This window comes from Streptomyces sp. 549, from assembly GCF_030124175.1.
Classification (GTDB): Bacteria; Actinomycetota; Actinomycetes; order Streptomycetales; family Streptomycetaceae; genus Streptomyces.
Window position 1 is genome coordinate 78,377 of the sequence record NZ_JASKMT010000017.1, and the last position, 22,352, is coordinate 100,728.

At 73.1% G+C, this 22,352-nt stretch carries 23 protein-coding genes, 1 tRNA gene and 1 other RNA gene; 18 read left to right on the forward strand and 7 right to left on the reverse strand.

Annotation, left to right across the window (positions count from 1 at the left end):
* The first annotated feature begins 1 nt into the window (after position 1).
* Entirely contained in the window at positions 2 to 319 is a 318-nt protein-coding gene (locus tag QNO07_RS18995) for a hypothetical protein (protein ID WP_283993363.1), read from the forward strand.
* Positions 320 to 562: 243 nt separating this feature from the next.
* Here the strand turns inward: QNO07_RS18995 and QNO07_RS19000 are convergent.
* Positions 563 to 647: transfer RNA gene (locus QNO07_RS19000), tRNA-Ser, on the reverse strand.
* Between the two features lie 95 nt (positions 648 to 742).
* Here QNO07_RS19000 and ffs point away from each other — a divergent pair.
* From ffs to QNO07_RS19050, 10 genes are all read left to right on the forward strand, one after another.
* Positions 743 to 841: signal recognition particle sRNA small type (gene ffs, locus QNO07_RS19005), an RNA gene on the forward strand.
* 151 nt (positions 842 to 992) lie between these two features.
* Positions 993 to 3,458: a DNA polymerase III subunit gamma and tau gene (locus tag QNO07_RS19010; RefSeq protein ID WP_283993364.1), complete on the forward strand. Its 2,466-nt coding sequence runs from the start codon at positions 993 to 995 to the stop codon at positions 3,456 to 3,458.
* 239 nt (positions 3,459 to 3,697) lie between these two features.
* Positions 3,698 to 4,033, forward strand: coding sequence for a YbaB/EbfC family nucleoid-associated protein (locus QNO07_RS19015; protein WP_283993365.1), 336 nt, complete (start codon positions 3,698 to 3,700; stop codon positions 4,031 to 4,033).
* 84 nt (positions 4,034 to 4,117) lie between these two features.
* Positions 4,118 to 4,717 (forward strand): recombination mediator RecR, encoded by a 600-nt coding sequence (recR, locus tag QNO07_RS19020; protein WP_283993366.1) that lies wholly within the window; start codon positions 4,118 to 4,120, stop codon positions 4,715 to 4,717.
* Positions 4,710 to 5,381: a DUF5063 domain-containing protein gene (locus QNO07_RS19025; RefSeq protein ID WP_283993368.1), complete on the forward strand. Its 672-nt coding sequence runs from the start codon at positions 4,710 to 4,712 to the stop codon at positions 5,379 to 5,381. The genes recR and QNO07_RS19025 overlap by 8 nt, the downstream gene beginning before the upstream one ends.
* Positions 5,382 to 5,523: 142 nt before the next feature.
* A complete protein-coding gene (locus tag QNO07_RS19030) occupies positions 5,524 to 6,039 on the forward strand; it encodes a pyridoxamine 5'-phosphate oxidase family protein (RefSeq protein ID WP_283993369.1) in 516 nt (171 codons plus the stop codon).
* Positions 6,040 to 6,529: 490 nt separating this feature from the next.
* On the forward strand, positions 6,530 to 6,940 hold the full coding sequence (locus QNO07_RS19035) for a hypothetical protein (RefSeq protein ID WP_283993370.1): 411 nt from the start codon (positions 6,530 to 6,532) through the stop codon (positions 6,938 to 6,940).
* A gap of 2 nt (positions 6,941 to 6,942) precedes the next feature.
* On the forward strand, positions 6,943 to 7,755 hold the full coding sequence (locus tag QNO07_RS19040; protein ID WP_283993371.1) for a transcriptional regulator: 813 nt from the start codon (positions 6,943 to 6,945) through the stop codon (positions 7,753 to 7,755).
* A 37-nt stretch (positions 7,756 to 7,792) separates the two neighbouring features.
* Complete coding sequence (locus QNO07_RS19045) at positions 7,793 to 8,227, forward strand: roadblock/LC7 domain-containing protein (RefSeq protein WP_283993372.1); 435 nt, start codon at positions 7,793 to 7,795, stop codon at positions 8,225 to 8,227.
* 263 nt (positions 8,228 to 8,490) lie between these two features.
* Positions 8,491 to 8,865 carry a hypothetical protein gene (locus QNO07_RS19050; protein ID WP_283993373.1) on the forward strand — a complete coding sequence of 125 codons (375 nt, stop codon included), beginning with the start codon at positions 8,491 to 8,493 and terminating at the stop codon, positions 8,863 to 8,865.
* 125 nt (positions 8,866 to 8,990) lie between these two features.
* On the opposite strand, the gene QNO07_RS19055 is transcribed toward QNO07_RS19050, so the two are convergent.
* Positions 8,991 to 9,224, reverse strand: coding sequence for a DUF7848 domain-containing protein (locus QNO07_RS19055; RefSeq protein ID WP_283993374.1), 234 nt, complete (start codon positions 9,222 to 9,224; stop codon positions 8,991 to 8,993).
* A 293-nt stretch (positions 9,225 to 9,517) separates the two neighbouring features.
* On the reverse strand, positions 9,518 to 10,552 hold the full coding sequence (locus tag QNO07_RS19060) for an EamA family transporter (protein ID WP_283993375.1): 1,035 nt from the start codon (positions 10,550 to 10,552) through the stop codon (positions 9,518 to 9,520).
* Positions 10,553 to 10,703: 151 nt separating this feature from the next.
* Between QNO07_RS19060 and QNO07_RS19065 the strand changes: the two genes are divergently transcribed.
* The 5 genes from QNO07_RS19065 (at position 10,704) to QNO07_RS19085 (ending at position 16,695) form a co-directional block, all read left to right on the forward strand.
* Complete coding sequence (locus QNO07_RS19065; protein ID WP_283993376.1) at positions 10,704 to 11,726, forward strand: LysR family transcriptional regulator; 1,023 nt, start codon at positions 10,704 to 10,706, stop codon at positions 11,724 to 11,726.
* A 171-nt stretch (positions 11,727 to 11,897) separates the two neighbouring features.
* Entirely contained in the window at positions 11,898 to 13,169 is a 1,272-nt protein-coding gene (locus tag QNO07_RS19070; protein ID WP_283993377.1) for an aspartate kinase, read from the forward strand.
* Positions 13,170 to 13,631: 462 nt separating this feature from the next.
* The gene (locus tag QNO07_RS19075; protein WP_283993378.1) at positions 13,632 to 14,207 is read left to right on the forward strand and encodes a SigE family RNA polymerase sigma factor; all 576 of its coding nucleotides are present in this window, start codon (positions 13,632 to 13,634) and stop codon (positions 14,205 to 14,207) included.
* Positions 14,204 to 15,619, forward strand: a complete 1,416-nt coding sequence (locus QNO07_RS19080) for a hypothetical protein (protein WP_283993379.1) — start codon at positions 14,204 to 14,206, stop codon at positions 15,617 to 15,619. The genes QNO07_RS19075 and QNO07_RS19080 overlap by 4 nt, the downstream gene beginning before the upstream one ends.
* Before the next feature lie 179 nt (positions 15,620 to 15,798).
* Positions 15,799 to 16,695, forward strand: a complete 897-nt coding sequence (locus tag QNO07_RS19085) for an SURF1 family protein (protein ID WP_283993380.1) — start codon at positions 15,799 to 15,801, stop codon at positions 16,693 to 16,695.
* A gap of 37 nt (positions 16,696 to 16,732) precedes the next feature.
* Here the strand turns inward: QNO07_RS19085 and QNO07_RS19090 are convergent, their stop codons facing one another.
* The 3 genes from QNO07_RS19090 to sp36 form a co-directional block, all read right to left on the reverse strand.
* The gene (locus QNO07_RS19090; RefSeq protein WP_283993381.1) at positions 16,733 to 18,517 is read right to left on the reverse strand and encodes a S9 family peptidase; all 1,785 of its coding nucleotides are present in this window, start codon (positions 18,515 to 18,517) and stop codon (positions 16,733 to 16,735) included.
* A gap of 100 nt (positions 18,518 to 18,617) precedes the next feature.
* Positions 18,618 to 19,091 carry a RidA family protein gene (locus tag QNO07_RS19095; RefSeq protein WP_283993382.1) on the reverse strand — a complete coding sequence of 158 codons (474 nt, stop codon included), beginning with the start codon at positions 19,089 to 19,091 and terminating at the stop codon, positions 18,618 to 18,620.
* Positions 19,088 to 19,246, reverse strand: a complete 159-nt coding sequence (sp36, locus tag QNO07_RS19100) for a Sp36 family protein (protein WP_003967454.1) — start codon at positions 19,244 to 19,246, stop codon at positions 19,088 to 19,090. The genes QNO07_RS19095 and sp36 overlap by 4 nt, the downstream gene beginning before the upstream one ends.
* Positions 19,247 to 19,290: 44 nt before the next feature.
* Between sp36 and bagA the strand changes: the two genes are divergently transcribed.
* Positions 19,291 to 20,292 carry an ATPase BagA gene (gene bagA / locus QNO07_RS19105; RefSeq protein ID WP_283993386.1) on the forward strand — a complete coding sequence of 334 codons (1,002 nt, stop codon included), beginning with the start codon at positions 19,291 to 19,293 and terminating at the stop codon, positions 20,290 to 20,292.
* Positions 20,289 to 21,782: an ATPase BagB gene (bagB, locus tag QNO07_RS19110; protein ID WP_283993387.1), complete on the forward strand. Its 1,494-nt coding sequence runs from the start codon at positions 20,289 to 20,291 to the stop codon at positions 21,780 to 21,782. The genes bagA and bagB overlap by 4 nt, the downstream gene beginning before the upstream one ends.
* On the opposite strand, the gene QNO07_RS19115 is transcribed toward bagB, so the two are convergent.
* A complete protein-coding gene (locus QNO07_RS19115) occupies positions 21,752 to 22,111 on the reverse strand; it encodes a WhiB family transcriptional regulator (RefSeq protein ID WP_283993388.1) in 360 nt (119 codons plus the stop codon). The genes bagB and QNO07_RS19115 overlap by 31 nt on opposite strands.
* Positions 22,112 to 22,352: the final 241 nt, after the last annotated feature.

The following is a 22,352-nucleotide window of genomic DNA, read 5'->3' on the forward strand; positions in this document are numbered from 1 at the left end:
CGTGCGCGCGGAAGACTGGAGCAAGCCACGGCTGGACGCACTGGTGGAAGAGGCCACCGTGGACGCGTACGACGAGTACGAACAGACCTCAGCCTTCCACGCGATGCTCGAGGAGCATCTGGCGATTCCGTTCGTCACGCTGGTCCTCGGCGTGGAGGTCACGGTCGAGAGGGTCGGCCTGTTTCCGGGAAGCGGGATCGTGGGCGTATGCGCCCGGGACTCGTACCGGCAGGCCATCGGCATCCTCGATCTCCCACTGCCGACCCCGGAGCCGGCGGGCACCGAGTGGATCGCCGCGTACCGTCATTGGTCGCACTGAACCCGACAGGGGTCGCCCTGAACCCGGATCGGCTGCTGTCCGAAGCAGCGGACCAGGTGAAGCGGCACAATCTGACCACTGCGCGGGCCAGGCATGCGCCCGTGCGCGGTAGCCATCAACCCCACCCGATCGAGACATGCGTTGATCGTCCGGTGTGATGACACCGCAACCGAGACGGAGCACGTCGAAGGCCCCCGCTGCGGACAGCGGGGGCCTTCGACGTTGTGCCCGGTGAGAGCACGGCGGAGGATACGAGATTCGAACTCGTGAGGGGTTGCCCCCAACACGCTTTCCAAGCGTGCGCCCTAGGCCACTAGGCGAATCCTCCGCCGCAAACAATACAAGACGCGGGGGAGTGCTCGCGAACCTGATCCCGGGAGGAGGGAGGGGTTCGATCCCTGGTCGCGCGTCGGGTAGTCTGGGCGCAGCCCCTCACGTGGCGCTATCTGACTGAACTCCCCCAGGGCCGGAAGGCAGCAAGGGTAGGTCGGCTCTGGCGGGTGCGTGAGGGGCGTTGTCGTTCCCAAACGGGTTCCGACGGGATACAGGACCAGGCCGTCGCCCCGGGGCGACGGGGGCTGCTGGGGTTTGTGGGGCCCGTGAGGGTGGCGGGGGAGGGGGCCGGGCGGTCGGGGGCGTTCGGATGTCGGCGGGCTCCGCTACCGTCGTACCCGTGTCGTCCCTCGCCCTGTACCGCCGCTACCGTCCCGAGACCTTCGCCGAGGTCATCGGTCAGGAGCATGTCACCGACCCGTTGCAGCAGGCGCTGCGCAACAACCGGGTCAATCACGCGTACCTGTTCAGCGGGCCGCGCGGCTGTGGCAAGACGACCAGTGCGCGCATTCTGGCGCGCTGCCTGAACTGCGAGCAGGGGCCCACGCCGACCCCGTGCGGCACCTGCCAGTCGTGTGTGGACCTGGCGCGCAGCGGTGGCGGGTCGATCGACGTGATCGAGATCGACGCGGCCTCGCACGGCGGTGTGGACGACGCGCGCGACCTGCGGGAGAAGGCGTTCTTCGGGCCTGCGTCGAGCCGGTACAAGATCTACATCATCGACGAGGCGCACATGGTCACCCCGGCGGGCTTCAACGCCCTGCTGAAGGTGGTCGAGGAGCCCCCGGAGCATCTGAAGTTCATTTTCGCGACGACCGAGCCGGAGAAGGTCATCGGCACCATCCGGTCGCGCACCCACCACTACCCGTTCCGGCTGGTGCCGCCCGGCACGCTGCGCGACTACCTCTTCGAGGTCTGCGAGCGTGAGGCGATCCCGGTGGACGAGGCGGTGCTGCCGCTGGTCGTGCGGGCGGGCGCGGGCTCGGTGCGGGACTCGATGTCCGTCATGGACCAGCTGCTGTCGGGAGCCGCAGCCGACGGGGTGACGTACCCCATGGCGACCGCGCTGCTCGGCTACACCGACGCCGCGCTGCTGGACTCGGTGGTGGACGCGTTCGCGGCGGGTGACGGCGCTGCTGCCTTCGAGGTGGTCGACCGCGTCATCGAGGGCGGCCACGACCCGCGGCGCTTCGTCACCGACCTGCTGGAACGGCTGCGTGACCTGGTCATCCTGGCCGCGGTGCCGGACGCGGCGGAGAAGGGGCTCATCGACGCGCCCGTCGACGTGCTGGAACGCATGCAGGGCCAAGCGTCGGTGCTGGGCGCGGCCGAGCTGAGCCGTGCCGCCGACCTCGTGAACACGGGACTGACCGAGATGCGCGGGGCGACGTCCCCGCGTCTGCAGCTGGAACTGATCTGTGCGCGGGTGCTGCTGCCGGCGACCTACTCCGACGAGCGCTCGTTGCAGGCCCGGCTGGACCGCCTGGAGCGCGGCGTGCAGGCGGGCGCGCTCTCGGCACCCGCTCACGCCTCCGCGCCCCCACACGCCCCGGCCCCCGTCCACCCGCCCGCCCAGGTGCCGGTCACGCCTCCGGCGCCTCCGGCGCACGCGCCCGACGTTCCGGCAGCGGGCCACACGGCTGCTCCGGCGCCCGCCGCCACCCCGCCCGGCCCCGTCGCGCCTGCAGAACCGTCGGTTCCGCCCGCGCCCGCCGAGCCGCCAGGCGTCCCGGGGCAGCCTGCGGAGACCGCTCCCCGGCCGGGGGCGTGGCCGACAGCCGGCGGAGCCGGTGCAGTCAGTAGTGCCGGTGTAGGCAGTGCCGGTGCAGGCAGTGGTGGCGTGGGGGGTGGCGGACAGCGGCCCGGGGCGTGGCCCACCGGCGGCGGCTCCGCGCCCGCGAGTGCGCCCAGCGCACCCCCGGCGTCCAGCCCGGCCCCGGCGGCGTCCGCCTCCGGCCCCGCCCCGGCGGGCGGGGCGGCGGGGGCCGCGCAGGTGCGGCAGATGTGGCCGGACATCCTGGAGGCGGTGAAGAGCCGCCGACGGTTTACCTGGATCCTTCTCAGCCAGAACGCGCAGGTCGCGTCGTTCGACGGCACCACGCTCCAGATCGGGTTCTCCAACGCGGGTGCCCGCGACAGCTTTGTCAGCGGCGGCAGCGAAGAGGTGCTGCGTACCGCGCTCAGCGAGCAGTTCGGCGTGCAGTGGAAGGTCGAGGCGCTGGTCGACCCGACCGGTGGCGCCGGCGCTGCAGGCGGCGGCCCGGCGGGCTCCGGCGGCGGCTTCGGCGGCGGTGGCTTCGGGGGTGGCCCGGGAGGTGGTTCCGGCGGCGGACCTGGCGGTGGGTTCAACGGCGGTGGCGGGTTCAACGGCGGGGGGTCCCCCGGCGGTGGCGGCTTCGGCGGTGGCGCGCAGAGCGCGCAGAGCGCGCAGAGCGCGCCGGGCGCGCCGGGCGGGCCCGGCGGCCACGCCGCCCAGGGCGGCGGGCCGGGCCACGGCGGGCCGGGCCAGGTCGGAGGCCAGGGCGGTGCGCCCGGCGGTTTCGGCGGCGGCACCGCCACCGCGTCGGTCGCGGCGCCCGCCGCGCCGCCGGCCGCCCGGGGCGGCGCCCCGGCCGGCGACGGCGGGCACGGCGGCGCTCCCGGCGGCGCGCCGGCCACGGCGCCGCCGCCCCGGACGCCGGTGGCCGCCGAGGACGACGTCGCCGAGGAGGATGATCCGGACCTCGACGAGTCCGCGCTGTCCGGCCACGACCTCATTGTCCGCGAGCTGGGCGCGACCCTCGTCGAGGAGATCCACCACGAGTGAGGCGCGGGGGCCGTTCTGCGAGTCGGGCCGAGCGTGAGCCGGGGCCGAGGGTGAGCCGAGGCCGAGCCGTGAGTCGGCCGAGCCATGCGTGGGCCGAGCCGCGCGTCGGCCGAACCATGCGTCGGCCGAACCGTGAGTGGGACGGACGCATGGGCCGTGGACCACGTAGGCTCAGCACACAGCAGGATTCCGTTCCGGCGGGATCCGGTCCGACGCCGTCGACACCCAGGAGCTAAGCCGTGTTTCCCGGTGGTGGTCAGCCCGACATGCAGCAGCTGCTGCAGCAGGCACAGAAGATGCAGCAGGATCTCGCCGCGGCTCAGGAGGAGCTGGCCGAGACACCCGTCGAGGGTTCCGCGGGCGGTGGCCTGGTGAAGGCCACGGTGACGGGGGCCGGTGAGCTCCGCGCTCTGGTCATCGACCCCGAGGCGGTGGACCCTGAGGACACGGAGACGCTCGCCGATCTGGTGCTCGCAGCGGTGCGGGACGCCAACAACGCCGCGCAGCAGCTCCAGCAGACCAAGCTCGGACCGCTCGCACAGGGGCTGGGCGGCATGCCGGGGCTGCCTTTCTAGGCGTTCCCGGTCGGCGGACGCACCCGTGTCCGTCCCGCGCGGTGCCCGACGTACCGCGCACGGCAGGAGAAGGAGTCAGCGACCGTGTACGAAGGCGTGGTTCAGGACCTCATCGACGAACTGGGCAGGCTGCCCGGCGTCGGTCCCAAGAGCGCGCAGCGGATCGCCTTCCACATCCTGCAGGCGGAGCCGACGGACGTCCGCCGGCTCGCGCACGCGCTGACCGAGGTCAAGGCGAAGGTCCGGTTCTGCGTGGTGTGCCACAACGTGGCGCAGGACGAGCAGTGCCGGGTGTGCCTCGACCCGCGCCGCGACCGCACGGTGATCTGCGTCGTCGAGGAGCCCAAGGACGTGGTGGCGATCGAGCGGACCCGCGAGTTCCGCGGCCGTTACCACGTGCTGGGCGGGGCGATCAGCCCGATCGAGGGAGTCGGCCCCGACGACCTGCGGATAAGGGAACTGCTGGCCAGGCTCGCCGACGGCGGCGTCACCGAGCTGATCATCGCCACCGACCCCAACCTGGAGGGCGAGGCCACCGCCACGTATCTGGCGCGCATGGTGTCCTCCCTGGGTTTGAAGGTCACCAGGCTGGCCAGTGGTCTTCCTGTCGGGGGAGACCTGGAATATGCCGACGAGGTCACGCTGGGACGTGCCTTCGAGGGGAGAAGGTTGCTTGATGTCTGAGTCCACGCAGGCCACCCGCACGTCGTCCGACCCGGACGACTTCGCCGTTCAGATCCACGACCAGGTCCAGAGCTTCATCCTCGCCGTGACCGAGGTCGCCAGGGGCGACGAACCCGACAGCGCCGTGCCGTACCTCCTGCTGGAGGTGTCCCAGCTGCTGCTCGCCGGCGGCCGGCTGGGCGCGCACGAGGACATCGTCCCCGAGGAGCGCTACGAGGCGGACACCGGCCCCGAGCCGGACGTCGACGAGCTGCGGGAGCGGCTGGCGACGCTGCTCGACCCGGTCGACGTCTACTCGGAGGTCTTCGACCCGTACGTGCCGCGCAAGGCCCCGGTGGCCTGCCGCATCTCCGACGACCTCGCCGACGTGCTGACCGACCTGCGCCACGGCATGGCGCACTACCGGGCCGGGCGGGTCTCCGAGGCGCTGTGGTGGTGGCAGTTCTCGTACCTGTCCAACTGGGGTCCGACCGCGTCCGCCGCGCTTCGTGCCCTCCAGTCGCTCGTCGCGCACGTCCGGCTGGACACCCCGCTGCAGGAGCTTGACGGCCTGGACACCGACAGCCCGGGGGTGGAGGTGGACGACGGTGAGCTGGAGCGGGAGGCGGGCGCGGTGATGGCGGCCGAGATCGCCGCACCCCTCGGCCTGAAGCCCGGCCGGTAGCCGCCCGGCGCCCCTGCGCCCGAGCCCCCGCGATCCCACACGCCCCCGGACGGGCCGGTGGGCGGAGACCGATGAGTTTCCGCCCACCGGCCCGTCCGTCCGTGTGCAGGTGTTTCCCGGCGTGAGACAGGAGCGCGGACGTATGGCAGGCACGGAACGGGAACCGGCGGGCGTTCTCGACGCCCGTTTCAGCAGTCCCGGCGCGCAGCCCGTGCCGTGGACGACGGCGAGGGCGGCGCTGGCCGCGGCCGAGGTGTACTGGCTGACGACGGTCAGGGACGAGGGACGCCCGCATGTCACACCGCTGATCGGCGTGTGGCGGGACGACGCGCTGTACTTCTGCACCGGACCGGACGAGCAGAAGGCCCGCAACCTGGCACGGTCGCGGCACTGCGCGCTCACCACCGGCGGCAACCGGCTGGGTGAGGGGCTCGACCTGGTGGTCGAGGGGGCGGCACGGCAGGTGGCCGACGAGGCCCGGCTGCGGTTCCTTGCCTCCTGCTACCGGGAGAAGTACGGCAGCGCGTGGCACTTCGAGGTGCGCGACGGCGCGTTCCTCGGGGACGGGGGCCGGGCGCTGGTCTTCGAGGTCCGGCCCGAGAAGGTGCTCGGCTTCGCCAAGGGCGAGCCGTTCGGCCAGACGCGCTGGCGGTTGTGAACCCGGTGGGGAACGGCGCGGGGAGGCGTGCGCGGCAGGCGCATGGGGACGGTTGGGGACAGCGCGCGGGAGCGGAAGCACGCGGGCGCTTTGCAGAATGACCGTCTGGCATACGCCAGCGGCATGAGGAGCGTTGACGGCGGGGACAGGCCAGGCGAGGACGGCGGGCAGCCGGTCGGGCGGTTCCCCCGCCCGCGCCGCCTCATCACCGGTGTGAGCTGCGGCGACGCAGGACGGGGGAACGCGGTGGGGCCGGGGGGCCCGGGTGGCGACGTGCTCGGCCGGAACGTTTCCGCAGGTGGGCGAGGGACCTGACGCGGCTGATTGTGTGCCCCCGGCACCTGCCCCGCGTGCTTGCGGGCGAACTTTAGACAACAAGCGGGCCCTCGCGCCGCAAAACCGCCGAACTCCCCCGAACGGGCAACACGTTCCGTAACTTCTCCCTTACCGGCGAGGCGGACGCAGCGCCGGGAAGGGGAGGGGAACCGCTGTGCCCGGAATCGACGAGTGCCTGCTGGCGGCCATGACCCTGCCCGGTGCGCGTGGTGCCGCGGTGGTCGACTGGACCAGCGGACTCGCGCTCGGCACCGTCGGTGAGGCGCCCTCCGGAGATCACGAGTCCTCCGCCGCCGAGACCGCCGAGCTGGCCCGGATGGCCGCCGAGCACGTCTCGTTCGAGCCGCACGACCCGGCCTCCCGCTCCGACGGCCCGGACGACAAGGGGCTGCCCGTCGAGGACGTCATCATCACCTCGCGGGTCGGCTACCACCTGCTGCGCTTCGTCGAGACCACCTTCGACAGCAGCGTGTTCATCCATCTGTGGCTCGACCGCGACGCGGGCAACCTGGCACTGGCGCGGCTGAGACTCCAGGAACTCGCCGACCGTCTGGTGCTCGTGTGATCATGACCGAGGCCCCGGCACCCCCTCAGCCCACACTCGACCGGCTCGCAGCCGGCCGCGCGACGGGTGCCCTGCTGTGCGACGCCGGAACGCTCTACCTGGTCGAGGGCGAGGTGGTGCACGCCGAGAGCCCCGCCGCGCCCGGCCTGGACGTGCTGCTGATCCGCACCGGCCGACTGCCCGAGGAGGGATGGCAGGAGGCCGTCAACTCCGGCGGCGCCCGCTGCCAGGTCGCCCACACACTGCTCGACAGCGGACGGCTGGCCCGTGGCGAGTTGGAGCTGTGCCACCTCGCCGCGCTCTACGACGCCGCCTACTTCGTGCTCGCCCCCGACGCGGGCCCGGTCCGCTTCCGCAGCGGGGTGGCGCACTGGCTCGGCCCGGTCCGGCCGGTGCACGCCGGGCACCTGGAGCAGGAGAACCGGCGGCGCCGCCAACTGCTGCACGACATATGGCCGTTCGAGGACGTCGACACCGCCCCCGTCACCCGGCGGGAGGTGGCCGGCGGCGGCCTGCACGGCGGCCACCTCGCGGGAGAGCCGCGCGCCCCCACTCCCACCCGCCGGCAGCGGGACGTGCTCGACCTCGCCGACGGCACGCACACGCCGGCCGCCATCGCCCGGTCACTGGGCAGGCCGGCGTTCCACACTCTGATCGACGTCCGGCGACTCGCCGCCGCCGGCCTGATCGAGACGCCGCGGGAGCCGGTGGCCGTGGCGACGGCCGACGTTCTGCCCTGGGCCGCACAGAACCAGGTCGACCCGGACACCGCACTGCTGCGCCGGATTCGCGACGCTTTGGAGGCAAGCCTGTGAGTTCCCGGTCCATCCGTCAGGCCCCCTCCGCGCCGACATGAGGCGCGCCCTGCGACAGCGCGCCGAGAGGAGACAGATGATGGCCGCCGAGCCCGAAGTGCTGGAGGAGCTGCGCCGGTTGAGGGCGCGGGTGCCGCAGCTCACCGGGGCTCTCGCAGCCAGCATCGACGGTCTGGTCCTGGCGCAGGACACCAGCACGGTCGAGGCGGAGCCGATGGCGGCGCTCACCGCGGCGGCGCTCGGGGTGGCGCTGCGCCTCACCGACCAGACCGGACACGGCGAGTTCCGCGAGCTCGTGGTGCGCGGCGACCACGGCTACGTCGCCACGTACGCGGCCGGGGCGAGCGCCGTGCTCACCGTTCTGGCCGAGCCGCGCACCAACGTCGGCCGCATCCACCTGGAGGCCCGCCGGTCGAGCGCCCGGATCGGCGACCTGGTCGAGAGCGCGCTCGAACGCCGGGACGCTCCCTGAGCCACCCCTGAGTCAGCCTGAGCCACCCCTGAGTCACCGCGCTCGGCACGGAGTTGCCCCACCCACCCGGTTCCGGGCCACCCGTCCGGCACCGGGCCCGTCCACCGTCCATCCCGTACGCCGGGTCATCCGTGCGACCGCCTGGGCGTACCGGATGACACACCGCGCGCCGACCGGTGCGCACCGCGCCTCAGTCCAGAGGCGGACCCTCGTCCGTCGCCACTCCCCGGACCGGTACAACAATGAAGAGAAAGGCCACGACTATGGCTAACACCGAGACCGCGCTCAAGGAAGCGATGACCTCCATCGAGGGAGTCATCGGCGTCGCGCTCGTCGACTACGGCAGCGGCATGGCGCTGGGTACGCTCGGCGGCGGCAAGGACCTGGACCTCAACGTCGCCGCCGCCGGCAACACCGACGTGGTCCGCGCGAAGGTGCGGACCATGGAGCACCTGGGGCTCAAGGACGGCATCGAGGACATCCTCATCACGCTCGGCGGGCAGTACCACCTGATCCGGCTGCTCAAGAGCCGTGACAGCAAGGGGCTGTTCCTCTACCTGGCGTTGGACAAGAGCCGCGCCAACCTGGCGATGGCCCGCCACCAGCTGGCCCGGATCGAGAACGAGCTCGAGGTGTGACCGGTCCCCGTGGGGGGCCGGCGCCCCCCACGGGACGGTCAGCGTTCGACGGACCAACGGAGCAACGGACGCGGACGACGGCGGTGGACGACGGGCGCGCTCCCGGCCACCGGCGGCGGTGTCCGTCAGGGCATCCACGCCCGCCACGGGCGGGTGACGACCTCGCGGTAGGTGTGGTGCTCGGGGTGCGCGCCGGCGTGACGGAACGTCCAGCTCTGGGCGTCGGCGAACTCCTGTGTCGCCTGCGACCGTTCGCCGCACACCGCGCACTCCATCGCGAAGCTGACCGGTTCGGCGTCCGGCTCCGCGTCGGGCGCGAGCTTCCAGGTGGCGAACCGGATGACGGCCCGGGTGCCCATCACCGCCTCCCGCGGGCCGTGGCCGCTGGGGCCGGACCTGGTGGGGCGGACGCTGCCGGGCGCCGTCGCGGCGCACGAGAAGAAACGTTCATGTGGGGGTCTCCCTGGGCCTGGGTGCGTGTCGCTGCGGTGCCCCTTCTCCGGAACACCGCGCCCGCCGGGTTCCGCAAAGGACTGCCCGCTTCAGGCCCGCCGTACACCCCCGGCGGCACCAACGACAACCCTGACCGCCCCACCGGTCACTCCCGGCGCCGCCGCAAGGCCGGTCCCCGGCCTACGTGACCCGGACCGCGTCAGCCGGCGTTCGTGCTGCGGACGCGCGCCGGCTCAGCGGCCACGCCACCCGTCCCCGCGACCGTCCCCGTCCCCGCTGTCGTGCCCGTCCCCGCTGTCGTCCCCGTGCTCGCCCCTGTCCCCGTCCTCGCCTCCGTCGCGGTGGGGGCCAGGTCCGTCGCGGTGGGGGTCGGGCCGCGGCGGCGGCCGCCGAAGGCGGTGACGGCGACGCCGCCCACCAGCAGCGCCGCCGCCAGCCAGCCGGTGGAGGTGAACCGCTCGCCGAGGAAGAGCGCAGCCGCCGACATGCCGAAGACCGGGACCAGCAGTGAGAACGGGGCCACGGCCGAGGCGTCGTGCCGGCGCAGCAGGAAGCCCCAGATGCCGAATCCCAGCACCGTCGCCAGCCACGCCACGTAGAGCAGGGCCCCGACCCCGGCCGGGTCCAGCGAACGCAGGGCGTGCCATCCGGCTTCCGGCCCCTCGAAGAGCAGGGAGAGCGCCAGCAGCGGCAGCGGTGGGACCAGGCTGACCCAGACCATCCAGCTCAGCGCGTCCGGCGGGGATGCCCGCCGGGTCATCACGTTGGACACGCCCCAGCAGGCCGCCGCGGCCACCACCAGCGCGAAGGCGCCGAGCGGTCCGGAGCCGCCGCGGTCGGCGGCGGCGACCGCGATGCCCACCAGGGCGAGCGCCATCCCGGCCAGCCGCACCCGGTCGGGGCGCTCGCCCAGCAGGACGAAGGCGAAGCACGCGGTGAAGACGGCCTGCACCTGGAGCACCAGGGAGGACGTGCCGGCCGGCATTCCCTGGTCCATGCCGAGGAACAGCAGGCCGAACTTGGCGACGCCCAGCACCAGGCCCACGCCCACCACCCAGCGCAGCGCCACCCTGGGGCGGCGGACGAAGAACACCGCGGGCAGCGCGGCCACCAGGAAGCGCAGGGCGGAGAACAGCAGCGGCGGGAAGTGGTCGAGGCCGACGTCGATGACGACGAAGTTGACTCCCCAGACGGCGGCGACGAGCACGGCGAGCGCGCAGTGGGCGGGACGCATGAGCTGATCCTCCGCGACCCGGTGGATGTAGCACCAGCGATGATGTGTGCACGGTTGGATGTAGCAGAGCTGCACGGTCGCGGCAGCGGGAGCCGGCTGAACCAGTGGGAACTGGCGGGAGTCGGCGGGAGCCGGCGGGGAGTGGTGGCGGATGTGGGACCTGGCGCGGTTGCGGGCGCTGCACGCGGTGCGGGAGCACGGCTCGGTCGGTGCGGCGGCCGAGGCGCTGGGCTTCACGCCGTCGGCGGTCTCGCAGCAGGTGGCGAAACTGGAACGCGACACGGGGACGACGCTGCTGGAGCGCCGCGGGCGGGGGGTGGTGCTGACGGAGGCCGCCGACCTGCTGGCCGACACGGCCGCCCGCCTGCTGGGGCTGCTGGAGGAGGCCGAGGTGGCGCTGGAGGAGCGCCGGGGCCGGCCCGGCGGCCTGCTCACCGTCGCGGCCTTCCCCACGGCGGCCCGGGGCCTGCTGCCGGGGGTGCTGGCCGAGCTGGGCCGCCTGTATCCGGCGCTGGAGCTGCGGCTGGTCGAGGAGGACCCGCACCGCTCGGTGGGCCTGGTGGCCCGGGGCATGCTCGACCTGGTGGTGGCGCACGACTGGGACATCGCGCCGTTGCCCGCGCCGGAGCCGCTGCGCCGGGTGGCGCTGGGCGTGGACCGGTGCGACGTGCTGCTACCCGCCGGGCACCCGCTGGCCGCCCGCGAGGTGCTGACCCGGGACGACCTCGGCAGCGTCCGGTGGATCTGCCAGCCGCCGGGCACGGTCTGCCACGACTGGCTGATGCGCACCCTGCGCGCTGCCGGCCAGGAGCCCGACCTGGCACACCTGGTAGCCGAGTTCGAGACGCAGCTCGCGCTCGTCGCCGAGGGCCTGGGCGTGGCCGTGGTGCCCCGGCTGGGCCGGGGGCCGCTGCCGCCGGGTGTGGTGGTCCGCCCACTGCGGCCCGCGCCGGTGCGCAACCTCTTCGCGCTGTGGCGCGCCGGAGCCGCCCGGCGCCCGGCGATCACGGAGACGGTGCGTGTGCTGCGCGCCCGGTACCGGAGATTGGAGGCCGCGGGCCGGGAGGGAGGAGTCGCGGGCCGGGAGGGAGGAGTCGCGGGCCGGGAGGGAGGAGTCGCGGAGACGCGGGAAGCCGGCGTGGAGGGTGGCCGGCCGGTTGGGCCGGGGGTGTGAGCTGCCGCACCTTTGGTGTGTCCCGCCGGTTAGCGGGCAGGGCTGTCCGCTGGACGAGCCCGGTGTCTCACGATGCGGCACCGGATGGGCGGCGAACGCCTGCTCGGTAAAATGAGCCGACCGAGGGCCCCGGCCAAAGGGTCCGGTGAGACTGAGATACGAGGAGCGCACGTGAGCCTTGTCGTGCAGAAGTACGGCGGCTCCTCCGTCGCCGATGCCGAGGGCATCAAGCGGGTCGCCAAGCGGATCGTCGAGGCCAAGAAGAGGGGCCACCAGGTGGTGGCCGTGGTTTCCGCGATGGGCGACACGACGGACGAGCTGATCGATCTCGCGAGTGAGGTGTCCCCGGTCGCGTCGGGGCGCGAGTTCGACATGCTGCTGACGGCCGGAGAGCGCATCTCCATGGCACTGCTGGCCATGGCCATCAAATCGCTCGGCCACGAGGCGCAGTCGTTCACCGGCAGCCAGGCCGGCGTGATCACCGACTCCGTGCACAACAAGGCGCGGATCATCGACGTCACCCCGGGCCGGATCAAGGACTCGGTGGACGAGGGCAACATCGCCATCGTCGCCGGCTTCCAGGGCGTCTCGCAGGACAGCAAGGACATCACCACGCTGGGCCGGGGCGGCTCCGACACCACGGCTGTGGCGCTGGCCGCCGCGCTGGACGCCGAGGTCTGCGAGATCTACACCGACGTGGACGGCGTGTTCACCGCCGACCCGCGCGTGGTCAAGAAGGCGAAGAAGATCGACTGGATCTCCTTCGGCGACATGCTGGAGCTGGCCAGTTCCGGTTCCAAGGTGCTGCTGCACCGCTGTGTCGAGTACGCACGCCGTTACAACATCCCGATCCACGTCCGGTCGTCCTTCTCCGGGCTTCCGGGAACCTGGGTCAGCAACGAACCGCAAGGGGACGAGCCGATGGAGCAGGCGCTCATCTCGGGTGTCGCGCACGACACCTCCGAGGCAAAGGTCACGATCGTCGGAGTGCCCGACAAGCCCGGTGAGGCGGCGGCGATCTTCCGCACCATCGCCGACGTCGAGCTGAACATCGACATGGTCGTGCAGAACGTCTCGGCGGCGTCCACCGGTCTGACCGACATCTCCTTCACGCTGCCGAAGACCGACGGCAAGAAGGCCATCGAGGCGCTGGAGAAGCAGCGCAGCGCCATCGGCTTCGAGTCGCTGCGCTACGACGACCAGATCGCCAAGATCTCCCTGGTCGGCGCGGGCATGAAGACCAACCCGGGCGTCACCGCGACCTTCTTCGAGGCGCTCTCCGACACCGGCGTGAACATCGAGCTGATCTCGACGTCCGAGATCCGCATCTCGGTGATCACCCGCGCGGACGACGTCAACGAGGCGGTCCGCGCGGTGCACACCGCGTTCGGCCTGGACAGCGACTCCGACGAGGCCGTCGTCTACGGCGGCACCGGCCGCTGAGTCGCCGGCCCCGGCGCTCCGGCCCTCGCGGGGCCACGCACGACGGGACGGCCGCACCACCTGTGGTGCGGCCGTCCCGTCGGGTTTTCCGCCCGTCACCTGCGGTTCACCCGGCCCTGCCATCACCTTTGCGTGCTATGTGCATCGCTTGTGATCAAGTTGTGGCGAAGGCCGCTTGATCTGGACCAATGGTCTGAACGACGATTCTTCGGGGGCCGGTGCAACCAGGTCCGTGGCCCGAGCGTCTCTGCCTCCACTGCTGTGGACGAAGAGGCATTAGAAACAGGGCAGTTGTGGAGAGGTGGTGCGCATGGTGACGTTCGTGACGATTGACCCGCGGTCAAAAACGGCGCCGCACGCGTACAACCCTGACGGGGGGAAACGTGTCCAACAGGCGTGGCAGACGTACTGGAACTGGCAGCAGCGCCCCTCCGCCCGGCCCGGGCGGCGGCAGGCGGGAGCATGCCCGTGATCGCACCCTGGCCGGCGTCCCGTCCTTCCGCGGCTCCGGCGCAGCGCAAGGACGCTGAGGAAGCGATGGCAGCGGGCACCACCGTCGACCACCTCACCGAGACCTACCGCGCGCACTACCGGTCCCTGCTCGGCCTGGCCGCCCTGCTGCTCGACGACACCGCCTCGTGCGAGGACGTCGTCCAGGAGGCGTTCATCCGGGTGCACTCGGCCCGCAGCCGGGTCAAGGACCCGGAGAAGACCCTCGCCTACCTCCGGCAGACGGTGGTGAACCTCTCCCGCTCCACGCTGCGCCGCCGCATCCTCGGCCTCAAGCTGCTGTCCAAGCCGATGCCGGACATGGCGAGCGCCGAGGAAGGCGCCTACGAGCGCATGGAGCGCGACGAACTCAAGCAGGCCCTGCGCGGCCTCCAGCGGCGGCAGCGCGAGGTGCTGGTGCTGCGCTACTTCGCGGACATGACCGAGGAGCAGGTGGCCGGCACGCTCGGCATATCGCGCGGCTCGGTCAAGGCGTACGGATCCCGCGGTATCGCCGCCCTGCGGGTGGCCATGGAGACACCGGCATGACCCCGGGCAAGGACAACCGCCCTGCCGAGGAGGGCGCCGACGACAGCCCGGCGAACCGTCCCGCGGATGAGCAGCCGACCGCGGACGCCGGCGCAGATGGCGAAGCCGACGCCGAGCGGCCCGGCGACGCCGATCAGCCCGGCGAGCGCGCGCAGCCTGTCGGCGTCGGGCTCGAGCCGTCCGGAAAGCCCGAGCCGTCCGGAAAGCCCGGGGCAGCCGGGAAGCCTGCCGCTTCCGACACGCAGGGCGGCGGAGCGTTTCCTGAGAGTAGCGCCGGCGGGCCCGATCAGGAAGAGGCGCTGCGTCGCCTGATGCGCGACGTGGTGGGCGACCTCGAACCGTCCGCGAACTCGCTGGAGCACCTGCGGCAGGCCGTGCCCGCGCGCCGCGCCCGGCGACGGCAGACGCTGGTCGGTGCGACGGCGGCGGTGCTGGTCGTGGCCGTGGCGGTGCCCGCCCTGATGCACACCGGGGTGATGCCGGGACCGCTCAACGACCGGCACGCCAACGCGGCCAGCAGCGACCAGGCCGACGTGACCGACGGCGAGCTGGGCCACCTGGACGGCGGCAGCAGCGCCGCGCCCTCCGGCAAGGACGCCGGCCGCGGCGCCGGGGCCGACGGCAAGGACCGCGACGGCTCCTCGGCGTCCCCCTCGGAGGGCAGCAGCGCCTCCCCGGGCAGTACCGACGACCTGGCGTCCACCTCGCCGCGGTGCACCCGCGACCAGCTGGGCGAGGCCCGGGTGCGGGTGGGCGATCCCGACTCGCTCGGCCGGGTCCAGGGCTCGTTCCGGCTGACCAACGTCTCCGGTGACACCTGCCGGGTGAAGGGCACCGACGAACTGGTGGCGTCCGCACAGGGCAAGGCCGATCCGGCGGGCGTCCAGGTCCTCGACCACACCGAGGGCGGCAAGGCCCCCGGCCTGCCGAGCCCCTCGTCGGCTGATCCCGACCTGATCCTGCGGCCCGGCGAGTCCTACCAGGTCCGCTTCGCGTGGCTGCCCGGCAACGAGCGCGGCGGCTGCCGTGTCGACCCCGGTCCGGCGCCCAGCCCCGACCCCGACCCGACGCCCACCGACCCGACCACCGGCGGCAGCCAGACCGGCGGCGGAACCGGTGGCCAGACCGGCGGCACCTCCGGTTCCGGTGGGAGCGACGGCGGAGACGACGCCGGAGGCAGTGAGGGCGGCGACGAGACCGACTCGTCCGGCGGCTCGGCGAACGAGCAGAGCGGCATGAACACCCTCGCCGACTCCGGCACCGGCAGCAGCGGGGACTCGGGCAGCAGCTCCGCCACCGCGGTCGTGCTGCGGTACACGCCCGCGGCCGGGGAGCCGCACGTGCCCCGCGCCTACCTGAACAACGCCTGCGCCGGCACGGTCTACCGCACCGGCGTGCTCCCGGCTTCCTGAACCGGCCGCAGCCCGGCTGACGGGGCCGCACGGCTGCGGTGTCTCGGCGTCCCCGGTGTTCCCGGCGTCCCCGGTGTTCCCGGGGCGGCGTCCCCGGGCGCCGCCGACGGCCTCGGTGGGGGAGGAGATGGGCGGGGGCGGATCCGGCGGGCCGGGCCCGCCCCCGTACCGTTGGGGGCGTGTACCGGTTCCTGCTGACGCCTCGCTGGTGGGCGATCAACGTCTTCGTCCTGCTGGCCGTGCCCTTCTGCCTGTTCATGGGCAGCTGGCAGCTGAGCCGGTTCGAGGACCGGGTCGACACCCACAAGCAGCAGCGCGGCCAGGCCGAGCGGATCGCCCGCGAGGAGGCCGTGCCGCTCGCCGACCTGCTGCCGGTGGACAAGCAGACCTCCGGCCGCATGGCCTCCACCACCGGCACCTTCGACCCCGAGCACCAGTACCTGGTGCCGGACCGCACTCTGGACGACCGGCGCGGCTTCTACGTCCTGGGCATGCTGCGCACCGCCGACGCCGGACCGGGCGACCCCGGCTCCGGTGGCCGGGCCCTGCCGGTGGTGCGGGGCTGGCTGCCGGGTGACGCCGACCCGGCCCGGGTGCCGCCGCTGCCGACCGGCGAGGTGGTCGTCACCGGCGCCCTGCAGGCCTCGGAGAGCGGCGGTGCCACCGGTCTGCCCGCCGGGCAGCTGGGCACGATCAGTGCCGCCGCGCTGGTCAACCTGGTTCCCTACGACGTGTACGACGCGTGGGTGACGGTGCAGGACGTGTCCGCGCCGCTGGAGGCCGTGCCGCCCGCCGCCGCCAAGGGCAGCGGGCTGGACCTGAAGGCGTTCCAGAACCTGGGGTACACCGCGGAGTGGTTCGTCTTCGCCGGCTTCGTGCTGTTCATGTGGTTCCGCTTCCTGCGCCGCGACGTCGAGCTGGCCCGCGACGCCGACCTCGGCCTGCCGCCCGACACCGGCGGCCCCGCCCCCCGCGCCCCCGACGCTCCCAAGGCCGACGCACCTGCCGAGTCGAAGGCCGACGCACCTGCTGCCCCCAAGGCCGCCGCCCCGAAGGCCGACGCGCCGCAGGTCTGACCGGTCGGGGCCGGCCAGACCTGCGGAACCGCCGCGGTCAGCCCAGGTGGCGCTGGGCGAACTCCATCTCCAGCCGCACCTGCTTGATCCGCTCCTCCACGACCAGCGAGCCGTGGCCAGCGTCGTAGCGGTACACCTCGTGCGGGTGGCCGCGGCCCTGCAGGCGCTCCACGTAGTTCTCCACCTGCCGGATCGGGCAGCGCGGGTCGTTGACGCCCGCCGAGATGTAGACCGGCGCCCGCACGGCGTCCACGTAGGTGATCGGGGACGAGGCCTCGTAGCGCTCCGGGACCTCCTGCGGCGTGCCGCCCAGCAGGGTGCGGTCCATCGCCTTCAGCGCGTCCATCTCGTCCTCGTAGGCGGTGACGTAGTCCGCCACCGGCACCACGGCGATGCCGACCGACCACGCCTCGGGCTGCGTGCCCACGCCCAGCAGCGTCAGGTATCCGCCCCAGGAGCCGCCGGTCAGCACCAGCCGCTCCGGGTCGGCCAGGCCGGACTCCACCGCCCACGCGCGGACCGCCGCGACGTCCTCCAGCTCGATCAGCCCGACGCGGTGCTTCAGCGCGTCCGTCCACTCCCGGCCGTAGCCGGTGGAACCCCGGTAGTTGACCCGCACCACCGCGAAGCCGTGGTCCACCCAGGCCGCGGGCTGGGCGGCGAACGCATCGCTGTCGTGCCAGGTGGGGCCGCCGTGGATGTCGAAGACGGTCGGGAACGGCCCCTCGCCGGCGGGCCGCTGCACCAGGGCGTGCACCCGGCCGCCGGGTCCGTCCACCCACACGTCGCTCACCGGCACCGACGCGGGCGCCCGCATGCCCGGCGGGTCGAGCACCACCGCGCCGGTCGTGGAGCGCACCACGGGCGGCTCGGCGGCCGACGACCACAGGTACTCCACCGTGCCGTCGGGACGGGCCGTCGCGCCGGACACCGTGCCCTGCGGGGTCTCCAGGCGCGTCATCCGGCCGTCCGCCAGCTCGTGGCGCCACAGCTCGCTGCGCGCCTGGTGACTGTGCGACACCAGCAGCGCGGTGCCGTCCGGGCACCACTCGGCGGCCACGTCACCGGGCAGGTCGACGGGCAGGTCCGAGGTCTCACCGGTCACCGGGTTCCACACCATGGGCTCCCAACGGTCGCGCCGCTGGTGCCCCACGAGCAGCCGCGGGTCGCCCTCGCCCGGGGCGAAGCCCAGCACGGCCAGGCCCAGCTCGCGGGTGCCGCCCTCGGTGTCGTCCAGCTCGGCGACCACCGACCCGTCACCGCGCACCACGCGCAGCGCCGAGTGCATCGCGTCGCCGTGCTCGGTGTGCTCGATCGCGATCAGCTCGCCGTCCCGCGAGACATCGCCCACTCCGGCCGACTCGCGGCTGCGGTAGATCTCCACCGGCTCCGCGCCGGGGCGCACCACGTGCACGGACGAGCCCTCGTCGTCGGTGGACCGTCCGACGACGGCCCCGCCGCCGCGCAGCAGGGCCAGGCCCGCCGGGTACGACGGTGCCAGGCCGGGCGCCGCCGGCTCGTCCGCGCCGCCGCCGAACGGCTGCCGCATCCACACGCCGAACTCGTCGCCGTCGGTGTCGGAGAACCACCAGATCCACTCGCCGTCGGGGGTGAGCACGCCGTCGGTGGTGCCGTTGGGGCGGTCGGTCACCTGCCGCTGCGCGCCCGTGGCGCGGTCCCAGGCGTACAGCTCGAAGGTGCCGGTGGCGTTCGAGACGAACAGCGACCGGTCGGGCGCGTCCTCCGCCCACTCCGGCAACCCCACGCGGGGCGCACGGAACCGCTTCTCCCAGTCCGGCATGGACGCGTTGTTCTCAGTCATGCGCCCCATTGTGCGCATGACTGAGAACAACGCGGGGCCGGTCAGCCGAGCGGGCCGGCCCCGGCCCGGTCCGGCCGGTCCCGACCCGTTCCCGCCCGGCTCAGTCCGCCAGCTCGACCAGGATCTCCACCTCGACCGGCGCGTCGATGGGCAGCACCGCCACGCCGACCGCGCTGCGCGCGTGCACGCCCTTGTCGCCCAGCACCTCGCCGAGCAGCTCGCTGGCGCCGTTGACCACGCCGGGCTGGCCGGTGAAGTGCGGCACCGAAGCGACGAAGCCGACGACCTTCACGACCCGGGTGATCCGGTCCAGGTCACCGGCGACGGACTTCACCGCGGCCAGCGCGTTCAGCGCGCACGTCCGCGCCAGCTCCTTCGCCTGCTCGGGCGACACCTCGCTGCCGACCTTGCCCGTCACCGGCAGCTTGCCGTCGACCAGCGGCAGCTGGCCCGCGGTGTGCACGTACCGGCCGGTCCGCACCGCCGGCACGTACGAGGCCAGCGGCACCGCCACCTCCGGCAGCTTCAGCCCCAGCTCCGCCAGGCGGCCCTCCACCGTGCCGGAGGTGCTCACGCCTTCTCCCGCTTGAGGTAGGCCACCAACTGCTCCGGGTTGTTCGGCCCGGGGACCACCTGGACCAGCTCCCAGCCGTCCTCGCCCCAGGTGTCCAGAATCTGCTTGGTCGCGTGCACGAGCAGCGGCACGGTTGCGTATTCCCACTTCGTCATGGCCCCGAGGGTAATGCCCCGGCAAGCTGGTTACCCTTCCCAGGGTGAGCAGGCTGCATGTGGTCACCGGCAAGGGCGGCACCGGCAAGACGACGGTTGCCGCCGCACTGGCGCTCGCCCTCGCGGAGGCGGGGCGGCGCACTCTCCTGGTGGAGGTGGAAGGCAGGCAGGGCATCGCCCAGGTCTTCGAGACCGAGGCGCTGCCGTACGAGGAGCGCAAGATCGCCGTGGCGCCCGGCGGCGGCGAGGTGTACGCGCTCGCGATAGACGCCGAGAAGGCCCTTCTGGACTACCTCCAGATGTTCTACAAGCTCGGCTCGGCGGGCCGGGCGCTGAAACGTATGGGCGCCATCGACTTCGCCACCACCATCGCCCCCGGCGTGCGCGACGTGCTGCTCACCGGCAAGGCATGCGAGGCGGTGCGCCGGCGCACCCGCAAGGGCGACTTCGTCTACGACGCGATCGTCATGGACGCGCCGCCCACCGGCCGGATCGCGCGCTTCCTCGGCGTCAACGACGAGGTCGCCGGGCTCGCCAGGGTCGGTCCCGTGCACAACCAGGCGCAGGCCGTGATGCGGGTGCTGAAGTCGCCCGAGACGGCCGTGCACCTGGTGACGCTGCTGGAGGAGATGCCCGTCCAGGAGACCGTGGACGGCGTCGCCGAACTTCGCGCCGCCGGGCTGCCGGTGGGCGCGGTCATAGTCAACATGGTCCGCCCGGCGGTGCTCGACCCGGTCGCCCTGGACGCCGCGGACAGCTCCCGTCCGGAACTGGCCAAGGCGCTCGCCGCGGCCGGCCTGGGCGGCGCCCGGCGCGGCGGCAAGGCCGAACGGCTGGTCGGCCCGCTGCTGGAGCAGGGCCGAGAGCACGCGGCCCGGCTCGCCACCGAGGCCGAGCGCCGGGACGAGATCGCCGCGCTTGGCCTGCCCGCGCCGCAGCTGGAACTGCTGTGGGAGGGCGTGGACCTGGCCGGCCTGTACGAGCTGGCCGGCATGCTGCGCGCGCAGCACGCAGGTACCTCATTCGTCGAAGGAGCAGCCCAGTGAGTCTGGACGCCGTGCCGCTGCTGGAGGTCGACGCACTGCTCGACGACCCGCAGACCCGGATCATCGTCTGCTGCGGCGCGGGCGGCGTCGGCAAGACGACGAGCGCCGCCGCGCTGGGCGTGCGCGCCGCCGAGCGCGGGCGCCGGGCCGTGGTGCTCACCATCGACCCGGCCCGCCGCCTCGCCCAGTCGATGGGGCTGGACGAGCTGGACAACACCCCGCGCGAGGTGGCCGGCGTCGACACGTCCAAGGGCGGCCGGCTGCACGCGATGATGCTCGACATGAAGCGGACCTTCGACGAGATCGTCGAGGCGCACGCCGACCCGGAGCGGGCCCGCGCGATCCTGGACAACCCCTTCTACGCCTCGCTGTCCGCCGGTTTCGCCGGCACGCAGGAGTACATGGCGATGGAGAAGCTCGGCCAGCTGCGGGGCCGCGACGAGTGGGACCTCATCATCGTCGACACGCCGCCGAGCCGGTCCGCGCTGGACTTCCTGGACGCGCCCAAGCGCCTCGGGTCCTTCCTCGACGGCCGGTTCATCCGGTTGCTGACCGCGCCGGCCAAGGCGGGCGGCCGGGCCGGCATGAAGTTCGTCAACCTCGGCATGGCCGGCCTGTCGATGGTGACGGGCACGCTCGGCAAGCTGCTCGGCACCGGGCTGCTGCGCGACGTGCAGACGTTCATCGCCGCCATGGACACCATGTTCGGCGGGTTCCGCAAGCGTGCCGACGCCACCTACCAGCTGCTCCAGGCGCCCGGCACGGCGTTCCTCGTGGTGGCCGCGCCCGAACGGGACGCCCTGCGTGAGGCGGCCTACTTCGTCGAGCGGCTGGCCGCCGACCGCATGCCGCTGGCCGGGCTGGTGCTGAACCGGGTGCACGGCAGCGCCGCCGACCAACTCAGCGCCGAACGGGCCCTGTCGGCCGCGGAGACCCTCACCGAACGCGCCGCCGAGCAGGCGGCGGAGGCGGCCGACGAGGCGGCTGGAACCTCCGGGAACGCGGCCGAACACGACGCGGAATCCGCTGCGGGAGACACCTCGGAATCCGCTGCGGAAAACCTCCCGCCGGTCGGCATTGTGGATCATCCGACCGGGAATGCTGACGACGTTCCCGGTTCCGGCTCCCCCGTCGCCCAGGAACGCGACACCCAACGCCCGGACGTCTCCGGGCGGGGCGAAGCACCCCAGGACGCCGCCGAGCCCGCCCAGGACGGCGCCGGGCCGCCCCACGGCCCGTCAGGCACCGCCGGGTCGCCGGTGGACGCGCTGGCCGCCGGCCTGCTGCGGCTGCACGCCGAACGCATGCGCGTGATCGCGCGCGAACGCCGCACGCGTGACCGCTTCACCGCCCTGCACCCCGAGGTGCCGGTGGCGGAGGTGGCCGCGCTGCCCGCCGACGTGAACGACCTCGACGGTCTGCGCGCCATCGGCCGGCTGCTCGCCGACCAGGTGCCGGGTCAGCCCGCGGCGACGGGCACGCCGTCGTAGTTCTCCTCGTACCTGTCGTGCCTGCCTTCGAAGTCGTCGTTGATGTCGTACGTCTCGTACTCCGCCCGTGCGGTTTCGAGCAGGCGGCGCCAGGAGGTGACCGTCGGCCGCCGGCGCAGCAGCGCGCGCCGTTCCCGCTCGGTCATACCACCCCACACCCCGAACTCGACGCGGTTGTCCAGAGCGTCGGCAAGGCACTCCGTCCGCACCGGACACCCGGTGCAGACCGCCTTGGCGCGGTTCTGGGCCGCTCCTTGCACGAACAGTTCATCCGGATCAGCAGTACGGCAGGCGGCCTGCGTACTCCAGTCGGTAACCCAGCGGCTCATGCTGGTGCCGTCCTCTCCCGAGTTGAGGCTCCCCCACGGCGACAAACGGCATATGCACCGTCGCCAGTTGAGGACGTTACGGAAGGCAGGGCATGAGGCAACACCCCCGACGGGCCCCATCTTGAATGGTCCGATTGGACTATGCGTGAGCGCTGGATCACCCGACGGAGTGAGCGTGCGACAAGCAGGGCTTTTGCCTCTTACGGGACTCATCGGGCAGTCGCCGGGTGGGAGATGAAGG